A 14,580-nucleotide genomic window follows, 5' to 3' on the forward strand; every position below is an offset into this window, starting at 1 on the left:
GCCGTACGACGGGTCAGCGGTCGCCGAGGGCGTACGCGGTCACTTCCAGAGCGGTCTCGACCACCTCATAGCCAGGCCTTTGCCAGACGTTTTCATCGGATGTCTCCCACTCTTCCGGGACGGCTCGTTCCGTACGGGGGGCACGAGGGAGCGTGTCGTTCATGTGGCCGTACCTGCTTTCCTGAGGGGTGGGGGGGCGAGGAGGCCCAGACAGGTGCGAGGTGTTCACATGCATGCACCGAGTTCATGAACTCGTTCGGTGGCGCGATCCAGAGTTACGGGAGGAAGGGCCGGCGTCAATGGTCCGGACCGAAGACGTCGGATGCATTTCCGGACAATCCCCGGATCCCTCAACTGACTCATCGGTCAGTTCGCACGGATTCTCCCGTCAGGAATGCATTACCGCCCGTGATCGTTGACGATGGGAGTACCACCTGACGACAACCGTAAGGATCAAGAGCTCGTGAGCAGCAAGGTCCCCCCGATCATCCTCAACAACGGCGTCGAGATGCCCCAGCTGGGCTTCGGCGTCTGGCAGGTGCCGGACGACGAGGCGGAGCGGGCCGTCGCCACCGCGCTGGAGGCCGGGTACCGCAGCATCGACACAGCGGCGATCTACGGCAACGAAGAGGGCACCGGCAAGGCGATCGCCGCCTCCGGCATCCCCCGCGAGGACATCTTCCTCACCACCAAGCTCTGGAACAGCGACCAGGGCTACGACTCCACGCTGCGCGCCTTCGACGCGTCGCTGGACAAGCTCGGCGTGGAGTACGTCGACCTGTACCTGATCCACTGGCCGACCCCGGCCCGGGACAAGTACGTCGACACGTACAAGGCGTTCGAGAAGCTGCACGCCGACGGCCGTATCCGGGCGATCGGCGTCTCCAACTTCGAGCCCGACCACCTCCAGCGGCTGATCGCCGAGACGTCGGTCATCCCGGCTGTCGACCAGATCGAGCTGCACCCGCACCTGCAGCAGCACGCAGCCCGCGAGTACCACGCGGAGCAGGGCATCGCCACCGAGGCCTGGTCACCGCTCGGCTCCGGCAAGGGCCTCCTGGAGGTCCCGGCGATCGTCGCCATCGCCCAGAAGCACGGCCGCACCCCGGCCCAGGTCGTGCTGCGCTGGCACCTGCAGCTCGGCAACGTCGTGATCCCCAAGTCCGTGACCCCGTCCCGGATCAAGGAGAACATCGAGGTGTTCGACTTCAGCCTGGACACCGAGGACCTCGCCGCGATCAGCGCGCTCAACGAGGACCGGCGCCTCGGGCCGGACCCGGCGACGTTCAACATGGCCTGACGGCTGCCTCGGTACACAGGTCGGCCCCCGCCGTTCGGCGGGGGCCGGCCCGTGCCCGGAGCCGGCGCTCCGGCCGACTCCCGCACGGGACCCGTCAGTTGCCGCGCACATCCGCGTAGACGACCTCGAACTCCTCCAGTCCGATCACGGTCACATGCGCCTTGGCCGCACCCTCGTGCCGGGCCGACGCCTGGGGTCCGCGGGACGCGACGAGGGAGCCGCGGTCTGTGAACGTGGTGCCGACCAGGCCGCGTCCGCGCTCCCGGTCGACGAGCAGCACCGCCCTGGCCAGCCCGGACAGGGTGTCGAGCCTGGGCACCACCGACGCGCGGAAGGTCTCGGCTAGCAGATCCGCGTCCATGGGGTCGAACTCCAGCCTGGTGATCCGCAGTCCGCCGCCCGCCTCCGGCTGCCGTACCTGATGGAAGACGGCCGCCTCGTAGTTCTCGACCGCAGTCGTCGCCGCGAACGGCTCCAGCAGCGCGCCGCGCCGTTCACGCATGACCTCGTCGCTGTTGCGCCGGGCGTCCTCGGACTCCCACCAGCTCGCCGCCAGCAGCTTGCCGAGTTCCCGGTCCACGAAGATGCCGGCCCCGCGATAGCCCGGACGCTCCTCCAGCAGCTCCCGCCCCTGCGAGTTCAAGGCCCTGATGGCCGTGTCGACCTTCGCGGGATCCCCGGTCACAAACACCGTGCGAACGAACATGACGCCTCGCCTCCCAGAAGTCAGGCGCATATCTGGATATTCCGTCTCTCCAGTCTTCTCCTCCGGGCAAACCACTGCAATCAGGGCTGGATGCGGCGTCGTGGCACGGAAGTCCAGACCAAGGGGTTGACGGGGACACGCAAAGGGGGCCACCTTGTACGGCACCCAAGTAAGGAAACTTTCCTAACAGAAGGGTCCCCCACAGTGCGCATACGAACACTGACCCTCGCCGCGGCCTCCGGGGCCGCACTGCTCGCCGCCGGAGTGCTCCCCGCCAACGCCTCCGGTACGGCAGGACCGGCGTCCACCCAGGAGGGCTCGGTCAGCGCGGCCGACCTGCTCGCCAAGGTGACGTCGTGTCAGCAGATCTCCCACGGCAAGTACAAGACGGACGACGAGACGTCGGCCACGATCCCCGTCTGCGGCAAGAACGGCGCGGTCTTCTGGAAGGCCGACATGGACATCGACTGCGACGGACAGCGCACCTCGAAGTGCAACGAGAACACCGACCCCTGGTACCAGGACGACACGGCGTTCCACCAGTCCAACGGCAAGCCGCTCAAGGCCGATTCACTGCCGTATGTGGTCGTGCCCAGCTCAAGCAGCATCTGGAACTACGCCGGCGCCGGCATCAAGGGCGGCGGCGTGGTCGCCGTGATCTACAACAACAAGGTCGAGTACGCCGTCGTCGGCGACACCGGCCCCACGAAGATCATCGGCGAGGCCTCGTACGCCACCGCCCACGCCCTCGGCATCGATTCCAACCCCGAGACGGGCGGCACCGACTCCGGAGTGACCTACATCCTCTTCAAGAACTCGCAGGTGTCCCCCATCGAGAGCCACAGCGCGGCGGTCTCCCTGGGGGATCAGCTCGCGAAGAAGTTCCTGCAGAACAACTGAGGCGGCGGGGCACGCAAGCTTCAAGGCAGTCCAACTGACCTTGCGCCAAGGGCCAGTTGGACTGCCCCTCACATGGCATGGGCAGCCGTGTGCACCGTGTGCGCAGCCAGCACGAACACATCCGGGCGGTGGTGGACGCTCGCCTTGTCGTCGGGGTCGAGGAGCTGGTCGAGGGTGGCGCGGTCGGTGGCGTCGAGGTGGTCGCCGAGACCCTCACGCAGGCGGGAGAGGGAGGCGGCGACATAGGCGCGGGCGCGGTCCTTGGCCGGGGCGGGCAGGTCGAGCAGGAAGGTCCGGGTGCCGGTGAACCTGAGACCCGCGGCGGCCATCAGGGCCGGCCAGTCCTCGGTCTCGGCGACCGCGCCGGGCAGGCTCGACCGCATCTCGGCGAACCACTCCTCCTCCAGCACGTCGAGGCGGGCCTGCAGACCGGGGCGGCCGATCCCGATGTCGCGCGGCAGGAACCGCGCGGGCAGACCACCCTCCATGAGAGCGAGTGTGCCGCCGGGCGCGAGCCGCGCGGCGAAGGCGGCCAGAGCCGCCCGCTGGTCGCCGATGTGGTGCAGGCTGCGGCTGGCCCACAGCAGATCGGCGGGGTAGTCCAACTCGTGCAGCACGCCGGGCAGTTCACCGGTGAGCGTTCCGAAGCGATCGCCGACCCCCAGGCGGTCGGCCCGGGCACGGGCCCGCTCCAGGAGCGGCGCCGAGCCGTCGACCGCCACGACCCGGGCCCCCGGGAAGGCCTCGGCGAGGAGACAGGCGACGACACCGGGTCCGCTGCCCGCGTCGACGATCAGCCCCGGTTCGGTCTGCTTGTCGGTCAGCCAGGTCATGGCCCGCTCGTACAGGGACGTGAACAGCTCCGCCTGCGATTCCAGCAGCGGAGCCATCTCGGCCCAGTCGATGTCGGTGTGGTCGTGGTGGCCGTGGCTGTGCGTGCCGTGGTCGTGATCGCCGTGCTGGTGGTGTCCGTGCGCCATGGTGGTCAGCCTCTCTCCGGGTGCCGCCCAGAGTGCGCCGACGCACCGTATGAGGGCCAGCGCTGTTGCCGTCATGGCAAAAAGCGGCGGCAAAAATCGGGTGCGTGCGGCCGACCGTGTCGCCCACGATGGCCCGATGGACGACGAACTGGTGGAGAGCTTCCTCACGGACGGGTTCGTGAAGATCGAGGGGGCGTTTCCGCCACGGGTCGCCGAGGACTGCGCGCGGCTGCTGTGGAAGGAGACGGGGTACGACCCCGAGGACCCCGCAACCTGGAAGGACCCGGTGGTGTGGGTGGGCGGCATGGCCCAGGGACCGTTCGCCGCAGCCGTCAACTCCCCTGTTCTGCATGAGGCGTTCGACCTGCTGGTGGGCGAGGGCCGCTGGATGCCGCGCTACTCCCTGGGCAGCTTCCCGCTGCGGTTCCCGCACGAGGAGGAGCCGGACGACGCGGGCTGGCACATCGAAGGGAGTTATCTGCCCGACGGTGTCGAGTCCCGCTGGTACTACACCAATCTGCGCTCACGCGATCGCGCCCTGCTGATGCTGTTCCTCTTCTCCGAGGTCACCGAGCAGGACGCACCCACCCGCATCCGGGTCGGCTCACACCTCGACATACCTCCCGTCCTTGAGCCGTACGGCGAGGAGGGCGTCTCCATGCTGAAGATCGCCCCGCAGATCGTCGAGGCTTCCGCACACCGCCCCCTCGCCCACGCCACCGGCAGCCCCGGCGACGTCTACCTCTGCCACCCGTTCCTGGTCCACGCGGCCCAGCCGCACCACGGCACCCGGCCCCGCTTCATGGCGCAGCCGCCGCTGATGCCGGCCGTTCCGTATGAGCTGGAGCGGCCGGACGGCGACTACTCGGCGGTGGAGTATGCGATCCGCCAGGGGCTGGGCCGGGAGGGCTGACCCGGCGGATCGCAACAGTGCCATGTCACATTCCACTGCCTGGTCGCATGTGACATGGCACTGCCCCCTTGCTCAGCTCTACAACGGCGGGTACGCGTTCTGCATCAGCTGCTGGAACTGCGCCGAGAACCAGTGCCCCGACAGCGGAGCGTTCGGCAGCGCGCCCGACATGCTGTTGCCGTTGCGGGGGTTGCCCGTATACGTCGGGTCGCACATGCGGTCGAAGCCCTTGCCCTCGTCGTTCGGGATGGCGGAGCTGGAGCCGTCGGACTCGCCCGGCGGCTTCATCCACACATACGCGTCGATCCCGGTAGCCGGGTTCGCCTGCGGACGCTCACCGAGGCCGGCCCCGGACTGGTTGCACCAGTTCCCGACGTGGATACGGCGGTCGTAGCGCCCGCCGTCGACGTATGTGTCCACACTGGTCTTCGGACCCGGACCGGCAGGCCGGGCGGTGCCGCCCCACCCGTTCCTGGACGTGTCGATCAGCATGCCGATGCCGGAGTTGAAGCCGACGGAGACCAGCTCGTTGCGGAAGGCCTGCGCGTACGACAGCTCGTCGACGTACCGGTTCCAGTCGACCCACTTGGACTGCCGCACCGATGTGCCGTTCACCGTGTCGTTGATGGTGAAGTTGTTCTCCTTCAGGGCGCTGTAGTTCGCCGTGTTGGTGATGAAGCCCTGTACGTCGTCGACGGTCGCGCCCTCACTGGTCGCCGCCTGCTTGAGCACGTTGGCCGAGGGCGCGAAGTTGTCGTCCCAGCCGAGCCAGCCATGGTGGCCTGCGTCGATGTAGTTGTAGACGTTGGGGATCGCGCCGAGCTTGGCCAGCGCGTAGCCGACGCCCTTCACGTAGTTGCCGTTGGCGAGCATGGTGTCGCAGGCCGGCGTGGCGGTGGCGCGGCTGCCGGTGTTGGTGACCAGGTTGGGCAGCGAGTCGAGCTCGACGGTGGTCACGATCCGCAGCGAGCTGTACTTGCTGTCCGCGAGGATCGCGGCGATCGGATCGATGAACTGCGTCTTGTACTTGTCGATGTCCGTCGGACCGAGTTCGCCGTTGGAGGCGAGAGCCGAGCAGTCGCGTCCGGGAAGGTCGTAGACGACCAGCTGGACGACTTCCTCGCCGCTGCCTTTCTGCTGCAGGGCCGCGTCGAGGTGCGCGCGCAGGCCCATGCCGCCGCCCACGCCGTTGATGGCGGCGATGCGGTCGAGCCAGACGCCAGTGGGCTGGTTGGAGACACGGCTGCCGCCCGGCTCTGCGGCGGCATGCGCGGACCACTCGGGGTTCACGTACACCTTGGCACCGGCGTACGGGTTGTCGACTCGACCGCTCGGGTCGGTACCACCGCCCCCGCCGCCTCCCCCGCTGCCGTCATCGACGTTGCAGGTCACGCCGTCGAGCGTGAACGTGGCCGGAATCGCGTTGGTGCCGCTGTAGGAGCCCTGGAACCCGAAGCTGACCGAACCGCCGGTTGCCAGCGAGCCGTTGTAGGTCTCGTTGGCGGCGGTGACGGCCGTCCCGCTCTGGGTGAGCTTGGTGTTCCAGAAGTTGGTGACCTTCTGGTCTCCTGCGTACGACCACTTCACCGCCCAACTGCTCTTGGCGGCACTGTTGTTGGTGACCGTGACGGCGGCGGTGAAGCCGGAGCCCCAGTCGTTCTGCACCTTGTAGTCGACGGTGCAGGGCACGGAGGCCGCGGAGACGTCGCCGGGGACGACGGCCGTCGCGGTCCCGGCGGTCCCGGCGACCAGCGCCAGGGCGGCGAGTATCGCTGTTCTGGTACGACTCATGAGTGCGGGTTTCCTTCTCCGATGCGGGAATTGCGGGGATACGGGACTTACGGGTTGATGGCGCGCAGGTGATCGCGCAGCCCGATGCCGTACGACGTGGGGGTTCCGTCGTAGTGGGAGATCAGGGAGGGACCGGAGGAGCAGTCCCAGGTGTTCCAGGTCCAGCCGAGGTACGACAGGCCCCGGTCGTCGAACCACTTCATGGCCTGGTCGATGAAGGAGTGCGAGCAGGTGTTCTCGCCGATCTCCCCGGCCATCAGCGGCACTTGGGCCGCGACCGGGGCGAGGGTGGAGTTCCAGCAGCTCTCGTTCGCGCAGGTGTTGAAGTTGTAGACGTGGTAGGCGGCGACGAGATTGCCCGTCGGGTCGGTGGGCTTGTACGTCAGCCACTGGCCGAGGTCGTTCGAGTACGCCAGTCCGCCGGCCATGACGACGTTCTTGGCGCCGGTGCCGCGCACGGCGTCGACGAGGTCCTGCATCCCGGCGACCTGGTAGCCGATGCCGGGGCAGGTGCCTCCGTCCTTCCAGCACTGCCAGGCCTGGGTGGCGTTGGAGGTCGCGCGGTCCGGATACGGCTCGTTGAACAGGTCGAACACGACCGCCGGGTCGGCCTTGAAGGTGCTGGCAACCGACGACCAGAACGACGGGGTGTACTGCATGTCGGGCATCGGCTTCTGGCAGGTGGCGTGCACGTCGGAGCAGCCCGCCGAGTTGCCGGTGTACTGGCCGTAGGTCCAGTGCAGGTCGAGGACCGGCGTCATGCCGTGCGCCTCCGCCTTGGCCACCAGGTCCTTGACGGCAGCCATGTAGTTGGCGCCCGCGTACTCGGGTTTGATGTTGGAAAGACCCAGCCAGCACTCCTCGTTGAGCGGGATGCGGACGGCGTTCGCCTTCCAGTCGGCAATCGCCTTGATCGCGGCGTCGTCGACCGGGCCGTCCCAGATGCCGCGGCCCTGCACGCACATGAACTCGCCGCCGGAACGGTTGACGCCGAGCAGCCGGCGGTTCCTGCCGTCGGCGTCCACGAGCTTGTTCCCGGAGACATGCAGGGCGGGTGCGGTGCCACTGGCAGGCGGCTCGGTCGGCGTCGGGGACGGCTCCGAATCGACGTTGCAGGTCGTCCCGTTGAGCTTGAACGACGTCGGTACGGCGTTCGTCCCCGACCAGGAGGCGAGGAACCCGGCGCTGACGCTCGCGCCGGTGGCCAGCGAGCCGTTGTAGCTCTCGTTGGCCGCGGTCACCGTCGTACCGGACTGGGACCACGTGGCGTTCCAGCCCTGGCTGACCTTCTGGCCGTTCGCGAAGTCGAAGCTGACGCTCCAACTGCTGACGGCCGCGGTGTTGTTGGTGATCTTCACGGCACCCTGGAAGCCGGTGTCCCACTGGCTGGTGACGGAGTACTCCACCGAGCAGGCGGGGGCGGCTCCCTGTGCCGTGACGACCGGTGCGACCGCCGTGCCCACCAGGGCCACGGCTGCGGCAACAAGTAAAAGACCTGAACGCGGGGGGTGTCGCATGAGCGACTCCTTGCAGTTCGGGCGCGCCGTGACGGACGCGTCGACTGATGGAATCGCTCCCACTGGTGTCCATGAAGCTAGCGCCAAGTGACGGCAAAGGACAGGGGAGTCACACACTTTCCTGACTTTCCCTCAGCTGAAGCGCGTCGAATCTTTTCGACTCTTCAAGCACCTTGACCGACCCCACCCCCATCCCCACTATGGGAGCGCTCCCACTGGTTCAAGGCTTGTTGCTCCTCCCCTCCCCCACTCTTTTCCGAGCCGCAAGGAGGAACCAGCACATGCAGCCCAGAAGGAGACGCAGCACTGCACGGCGGTTGTGGACCGCCGTGGTGGCGGCCCTCGCTCTTCCGCTCACCATGCTCGGCACGGGAACAACTCCCGCTCATGCGGCGGCACTTCAGTGCAGTGTCGACTACAAGACGAACGACTGGGGCTCCGGTTTCACCGCGGACCTGACCCTCACCAACCGCGGCACGGACGCCATCGACGGCTGGACGCTGACGTACGCCTACAGCGGCAACCAGAAGCTGACCAACGGCTGGAACGGCACCTGGTCCCAGTCGGGCCAGTCGGTCACCGTGAAGGACGCCGGGTACAACGCGAAGATCGCCGCGGGCGCCGCCGTCTCCACCGGCGCGCAGTTCACCTACAGCGGCACCAACACCGCCCCCACCAGCTTCGCGATCAACGGCACCACCTGCGCCGGCGCGCACCAGCCGCCGGTCACCGTGCTGACCAGCCCCACCGCGGGCGCGGTCTACACGCAGGGCGACGCGGTCCCGCTCGCGGCCACCGCCGCCGCGGCCAACAACGCGACGATCAGCAAGGTCGAGTTCTACGACGACACGACCCTGCTGGGCACGGACACCAGCGCGCCCTTCACGCTCTCGGCCTCTGGATTGTCCGTGGGCAGTCATTCACTGGTGGCGAAGGCCTACGACAGCCTGGGCGCGTCCGCGGAGTCGACGCCTGTCGGCATCACGGTCGCCTCGGGTCCCGCCGTGGTGACCTCGCCGACCCAACTGGGCGTCCAGCAGGGCAAGACGGGCACGTACGACGTGAAGCTGTCGACGCAGCCGATCGCCAATGTGACCGTGACGACGGCCCGTGCGAGCGGCGCGTCCGGCCTGTCGGTCACCGGCGGCGCGACGCTCACCTTCACGCCCTCCAACTGGAGCACCGCGCAGAAGGTGACCATCACCGCCGACGCCTCCGGCACCGGTTCGGCGTCCTTCGAGTCGACGGCGACGGGCCACACCAAGGCCACGGTCACGGTGACGGAGCTGGCGGCCTCGAAGGCGTACGACGCCCGCTTCCTGGACCTCTACGGGAAGATCACCAACCCGGCGAACGGCTACTTCTCCCCCGAGGGCATCCCCTACCACTCGGTCGAGACGCTGATCGTCGAGGCCCCGGACCAGGGACACGAGACCACCTCGGAGGCCTACAGCTACCTGCTCTGGCTGCAGGCGATGTACGGCAAGGTCACCGGTGACTGGTCCAAGTTCAACGGCGCCTGGGCTCTCATGGAGAAGTACATGATCCCCACCCACGCCGACCAGCCGACCGGCTCCTTCTACAACGCCTCGAAGCCGGCGACGTACGCACCCGAGCTGGACACCCCGAACGAGTACCCGGCGAAGCTCGACACGTCGGTCTCGGTCGGCTCCGATCCGATCGCGGGCGAGCTGAAGAGCGCGTACGGCACGGACGACGTGTACGGCATGCACTGGCTGCAGGACGTCGACAACGTCTACGGGTACGGCAACGAGCCGGGCAAGTGCGAGGCAGGCCCGACGGCCACCGGCCCGTCGTACATCAACACCTTCCAGCGCGGCGCGCAGGAGTCGGTGTGGGAGACGGTGCCGCAGCCGACCTGTGACGCCTTCAAGTACGGCGGCACGAACGGGTACCTGGACCTGTTCACCGGCGACTCCTCCTACGCCAAGCAGTGGAAGTACACCGACGCCCCGGACGCCGACGCCCGTGCGGTGCAGGCCGCGTACTGGGCCGACGTGTGGGCGAAGCAGCAGGGCAAGGGCAGTGACGTCTCCGCGACCGTCGGCAAGGCCGCGAAGATGGGCGACTACCTGCGCTACGCCATGTACGACAAGTACTTCAAGAAAATCGGCAACTGTGTCGGGCCGTCGACCTGTGCGGCCGGGACCGGGAAGGACGCCTCGTCCTATCTGCTGTCCTGGTACTACGCGTGGGGCGGCGCGACCGACACCAATGCGGGCTGGGCCTGGCGGATCGGGTCCAGTCATGTGCACGGCGGCTACCAGAACCCGCTCGCCGCGTACGCACTGAGCTCCTACGCCGACCTGAAGCCCAAGTCCTCGACAGGCGCCTCCGATTGGGGCACCTCACTCACCCGGCAGCTGGAGTTCTACCGCTGGCTGCAGTCCGACGAGGGCGCCATCGCGGGCGGTGCGACCAACAGCTGGGCGGGCCGGTACGCGACGCCGCCGTCCGGTACGTCGACCTTCCACGGCATGTACTACGACCAGCAGCCCGTCTACCACGACCCGCCGTCCAACCAGTGGTTCGGCTTCCAGGCATGGTCGATGGAGCGGGTCGCCGAGTACTACCAGCAGACGGGGAACGCACAGGCCAAGGCGGTCCTCGACAAGTGGGTCAAGTGGGCGCTGTCCAAGACCACGATCAATCCGGACGGCACGTACCGGATTCCGGCGACGCTTCAGTGGTCGGGGCAGCCCGACACCTGGAACGCGTCAAGTCCCGGCTCCAACAGCAGACTTCACGTCACCGTCGCCGACTACACCAATGATGTCGGTGTGGCGGCCGCGTACGCCAAGACCCTGACGTACTACGCCGCCAAGTCCGGTGACGCCACCGCCAAGTCGACGGCGAAGGCGCTGCTGGACGGCATGTGGAGCAACTACCAGGACAGCCTGGGCATCGCCGTGCCGGAGACCCGCACCGACTACAGCCGGTTCGCCGACAGCGTGTACGTGCCCAGCGGCTGGAGCGGCAAGATGCCGAACGGCGATGCGATCAACTCGTCGTCGACCTTCTCCTCGCTGCGGTCGTTCTACAAGAACGACCCTGCCTGGTCGAAGATCCAGGCGTATCTGGCGGGTGGGGCGGCGCCGTCGTTCACGTATCACCGGTTCTGGGCTCAGGCGGATATTGCCTTGGCCATGGGCTCGTATGCGGAGTTGCTCGAATAGGTGCTCCGCGAGTCGGGCCGTTTTTGACTGCGGGTCCGTCGTGGTTGGTCGCGCCCGCGCGGCGGAGCCGCACATCGATGCAGTCCCGCGCCCCCACCGGGGCGCTTCCGCACCGCCCTGTTCCGTTGAACCGCCGGGCGGTCCCCACCCGCACTGGGGGCCGCCCGGCACTCGCGCGTTCCCTCATGGAAGGACCCCACCGTGCGAAGAACCCGCATTCTCACGGCTGTGCTGACCCTGGCCGCCGGCCTGCCGGCGGGCGCACCACCCGCTCTCGCCACCAGCGCGCCGGAAGTGGCGCTCGCTGCCGACACGTACACCTGGAAGAACGCCCGGATCGACGGGGGCGGTTTCGTTCCCGGCATCGTCTTCAACCGCAGCGAGAAGAACCTGGCCTACGCCCGCACCGACATCGGCGGGGCCTACCGCTGGCAGGAGTCGACCAAGACCTGGACGCCGCTGCTGGACTCGGTCGGCTGGGACGAGTGGGGGCACACCGGGGTGGTCAGCCTCGCCTCCGACTCCCTCGATCCGAACAAGGTGTACGCGGCCGTAGGGACCTACACCAACAGCTGGGACCCGACGAACGGCGCCGTGCTGCGCTCCTCCGACCGCGGTGCCGGCTGGCAGAAGGCGGATCTCCCGTTCAAGCTCGGCGGCAACATGCCCGGCCGGGGCATGGGCGAGCGACTTGCGATCGACCCGAACAAGGACAGCGTGCTGTATCTGGGGGCGCCCAGCGGCAAGGGGTTGTGGCGTTCGACGGACTCCGGAGCGACCTGGTCTCAAGTGGGCAATTTCCCCAACGTCGGCAACTACGTGCAGGATCCGAGCGACACCAGCGGGTACGCCTCCGACAACCAGGGAATCGTCTGGGTCACCTTCGACGAGTCGACCGGTACCTCCGGCACGGCGACGAGGACCATCTACGTCGGTGTCGCCGACAAGGACAACGCGGTGTACCGCTCGACGGACGCGGGCGCCACCTGGACCCGGCTGGCCGGGCAGCCGACGGGATATCTGGCGCACAAGGGCGTGCTGGATGCGAAGAACGGCTATCTGTATCTCGCCTACAGCGACAAGGGCGGCCCCTACGACGGCGGCAAGGGCCGGCTGTGGCGGTACGCGACCGCGAGCGGCACCTGGACCGACATCAGCCCGGTCGCCGAGGCCGACACGCACTACGGCTTCAGCGGACTGACCGTCGACCGGCAGCATCCCGGCACGGTCATGACGACCGCCTACAGCTCCTGGTGGCCGGACACGCAGATCTTCCGCTCCACCGACAGCGGCGGCACCTGGACGAAGGCGTGGGACTACACGTCGTACCCCAACCGCTCGAACCGCTACACGATGGACGTCTCGTCGTCCCCCTGGCTGACCTTCGACGCGAACCCCTCACCCCCCGAACAGGCCCCGAAACTGGGCTGGATGACGGAGTCGCTGGAGATCGACCCGTTCAACTCGGACCGCATGATGTACGGGACGGGGGCGACGCTCTACAGGACCGAGGACCTCACCCAGTGGGACAGCGGCGGCCGGTTCACCGTGAAGCCCAGGGTGCAGGGGCTTGAGGAGACGGCGGTCAACGACCTCGCCTCTCCCCCGTCGGGCGGCGCCCAGCTGTTCAGCGCCCTCGGTGACATCGGCGGCTTCCGGCACACGGACCTGACCAAGGTCCCCTCGATGATGTTCACCTCGCCGACCTTCACCACGACGACCAGCCTCGACTTCGCGGAGGCCGACCCGAACACGGTCGTGCGGGTCGGCGACCTCGACTCCGGTCCGCACATCGCGTTCTCGACGGACAACGGGGCCAACTGGTTTGCCGGGACGGACCCTTCGGGCGTCTCGGGTGGCGGAACGGTGGCCGCGGCCTCGGACGGCAGACGGTTCGTCTGGAGCCCGGCCGGCACCGGCGTGCAGTACACGACAGGCTTCGGCTCGTCCTGGGCGGCGTCGAGCGGCATCCCCTCCGGCGCGACCGTCGAGTCCGACCGGGTCGACCCGAAGACCTTCTACGGCTTCAAGTCCGGGAAGTTCTACGTGAGTTCGGACGGTGGCGCAACCTTCAGCGCGTCCTCGGCCACCGGCCTCCCCAGCGGCGGCAGCGTGCGTTTCAAGGCGCTGCCCGGCGTGGAGGGTGACGTCTGGCTCGCGGGTGGCGCCTCCGACGGCGCGTACGTGCTGTGGCACTCCACGGACGGCGGGGCGAGCTTCAGCAAGTTGTCCGGCGTCGAGCAGGCCGACACCATCGGCTTCGGCAAGGCGGCGACGGGGGCCTCGTACCAGACCCTCTACACCAGCGCGAAGATCGGCGGCGTACGCGGCATCTTCCGCTCGACCGACAAGGGCGCGACCTGGACCCGCGTCAACGACGACGCCCACCAGTGGGGCTGGACCGGCGGGGCGATCACCGGTGACCCGCGTGTCTACGGACGGGTGTACGTCTCGACGAACGGCCGGGGTGTCATGTACGGCGACACCTCCGACACGAGCGGAGGCGGCGACAACGGCGGTGGTGGCACGGACCCGACGCCGACCGGTGCCTGCACGGTGACGTACAAGATCACCAACCAGTGGTCGGGCGGCTTCCAGGCCGACGTCCAGCTCACCAATACGGGTGCGAGTGCCTGGAGCGGCTGGTCACTCGGCTGGACCTTCGCGGACGGCCAGAAGATCACCCAGCTGTGGAACGCCGATCACACCCAGTCGGGCGCGGCGGTGACGGCGAAGAACGTGAGCTGGAACGGCACGGTGGCGGCCAATTCGTCCGTGGGCTTCGGGTTCACGGGCAGCTGGTCGGGCGCGAACACGAAACCGACCTCGTTCAAGCTGGGCGACCAGACCTGCACGGTCGCCTGACTGGGCCGAACGGTTGCCCGGCGTGATCCTCGAGTTGCGGAGCGCAGAGGGCCACCTGAATCTGATTGAACCTGATCAAGGAAGGTCCGGTCCCACATGCCCGTCGAAAGGACAGTGATGTCGCAGCGCACACGCAAATCGACCCGCTCCCGCGTCGCGGCGGTCCTCGCCGCTCCCGTAATCGCCCTGACCCTCATGGCGCCGAGCGCCTCGGCGGCTCCGGCGCCCTCCAAGTGCGAAGGAACAATCCACATCTCTCTGCTGGGCCACCAGACGTGCGTGTCGTCCAAGGGCGACAACGACGACCACCATGACGGGCTCTCGGGCCTCCTGGGCGTCGTGACCGGCCTCCTGGGCGGCCTGTTGGGTGGCGTCCTGGGTGGCTGAATAGCCGACCCGGCGAGGTGAGGC

Annotated in this window: 11 protein-coding genes; 6 read left to right on the forward strand and 5 right to left on the reverse strand. The window is 68.1% G+C overall.

The genetic code is table 11. The features are described from left to right. Positions 1 to 13: 13 nt before the first annotated feature. Positions 14 to 163: a pyrroloquinoline quinone precursor peptide PqqA gene (gene pqqA, locus IH68_RS55275; protein ID WP_107057484.1), complete on the reverse strand. Its 150-nt coding sequence runs from the start codon at positions 161 to 163 to the stop codon at positions 14 to 16. A gap of 300 nt (positions 164 to 463) precedes the next feature. On the opposite strand from pqqA, the gene IH68_RS0119185 reads away from it, so the two are divergent. Continuing rightward, positions 464 to 1,300 (forward strand): aldo/keto reductase, encoded by an 837-nt coding sequence (locus IH68_RS0119185; protein WP_030936723.1) that lies wholly within the window; start codon positions 464 to 466, stop codon positions 1,298 to 1,300. Between the two features lie 94 nt (positions 1,301 to 1,394). Here IH68_RS0119185 and IH68_RS0119190 read toward each other — a convergent pair whose 3' ends face one another. Beyond that, positions 1,395 to 2,006: a hypothetical protein gene (locus tag IH68_RS0119190; protein ID WP_030936725.1), complete on the reverse strand. Its 612-nt coding sequence runs from the start codon at positions 2,004 to 2,006 to the stop codon at positions 1,395 to 1,397. A 204-nt stretch (positions 2,007 to 2,210) separates the two neighbouring features. On the opposite strand from IH68_RS0119190, the gene IH68_RS0119195 reads away from it, so the two are divergent. Next, the gene (locus IH68_RS0119195) at positions 2,211 to 2,906 is read left to right on the forward strand and encodes a glycoside hydrolase family 75 protein (protein ID WP_030936727.1); all 696 of its coding nucleotides are present in this window, start codon (positions 2,211 to 2,213) and stop codon (positions 2,904 to 2,906) included. 68 nt (positions 2,907 to 2,974) lie between these two features. On the opposite strand, the gene IH68_RS0119200 is transcribed toward IH68_RS0119195, so the two are convergent. Continuing rightward, positions 2,975 to 3,886 carry a class I SAM-dependent methyltransferase gene (locus IH68_RS0119200; protein ID WP_030936729.1) on the reverse strand — a complete coding sequence of 304 codons (912 nt, stop codon included), beginning with the start codon at positions 3,884 to 3,886 and terminating at the stop codon, positions 2,975 to 2,977. A gap of 136 nt (positions 3,887 to 4,022) precedes the next feature. Between IH68_RS0119200 and IH68_RS0119205 the strand changes: the two genes are divergently transcribed. Continuing rightward, positions 4,023 to 4,799 (forward strand): phytanoyl-CoA dioxygenase family protein, encoded by a 777-nt coding sequence (locus IH68_RS0119205; protein ID WP_199931888.1) that lies wholly within the window; start codon positions 4,023 to 4,025, stop codon positions 4,797 to 4,799. 78 nt (positions 4,800 to 4,877) lie between these two features. Here IH68_RS0119205 and IH68_RS0119210 read toward each other — a convergent pair whose 3' ends face one another. Next, complete coding sequence (locus IH68_RS0119210) at positions 4,878 to 6,590, reverse strand: glycoside hydrolase family 6 protein (RefSeq protein ID WP_030936732.1); 1,713 nt, start codon at positions 6,588 to 6,590, stop codon at positions 4,878 to 4,880. Between the two features lie 47 nt (positions 6,591 to 6,637). Beyond that, positions 6,638 to 8,107 (reverse strand): cellulase family glycosylhydrolase, encoded by a 1,470-nt coding sequence (locus tag IH68_RS0119215; protein ID WP_030936735.1) that lies wholly within the window; start codon positions 8,105 to 8,107, stop codon positions 6,638 to 6,640. Positions 8,108 to 8,388: 281 nt separating this feature from the next. On the opposite strand from IH68_RS0119215, the gene IH68_RS0119220 reads away from it, so the two are divergent. From IH68_RS0119220 to IH68_RS0119230, 3 genes are all read left to right on the forward strand, one after another. Next, positions 8,389 to 11,304 carry a glycoside hydrolase family 48 protein gene (locus tag IH68_RS0119220; RefSeq protein ID WP_030936737.1) on the forward strand — a complete coding sequence of 972 codons (2,916 nt, stop codon included), beginning with the start codon at positions 8,389 to 8,391 and terminating at the stop codon, positions 11,302 to 11,304. Between the two features lie 201 nt (positions 11,305 to 11,505). After that, on the forward strand, positions 11,506 to 14,169 hold the full coding sequence (locus IH68_RS0119225) for a cellulose binding domain-containing protein (RefSeq protein ID WP_030936740.1): 2,664 nt from the start codon (positions 11,506 to 11,508) through the stop codon (positions 14,167 to 14,169). Between the two features lie 117 nt (positions 14,170 to 14,286). Beyond that, positions 14,287 to 14,556, forward strand: coding sequence for a hypothetical protein (locus tag IH68_RS0119230; RefSeq protein ID WP_159403692.1), 270 nt, complete (start codon positions 14,287 to 14,289; stop codon positions 14,554 to 14,556). Positions 14,557 to 14,580 lie beyond the last annotated feature (24 nt).

It is taken from the genome of Streptomyces sp. NRRL S-646, from assembly GCF_000720765.1.
In the GTDB taxonomy this organism is placed as follows: domain Bacteria; phylum Actinomycetota; class Actinomycetes; order Streptomycetales; family Streptomycetaceae; genus Streptomyces.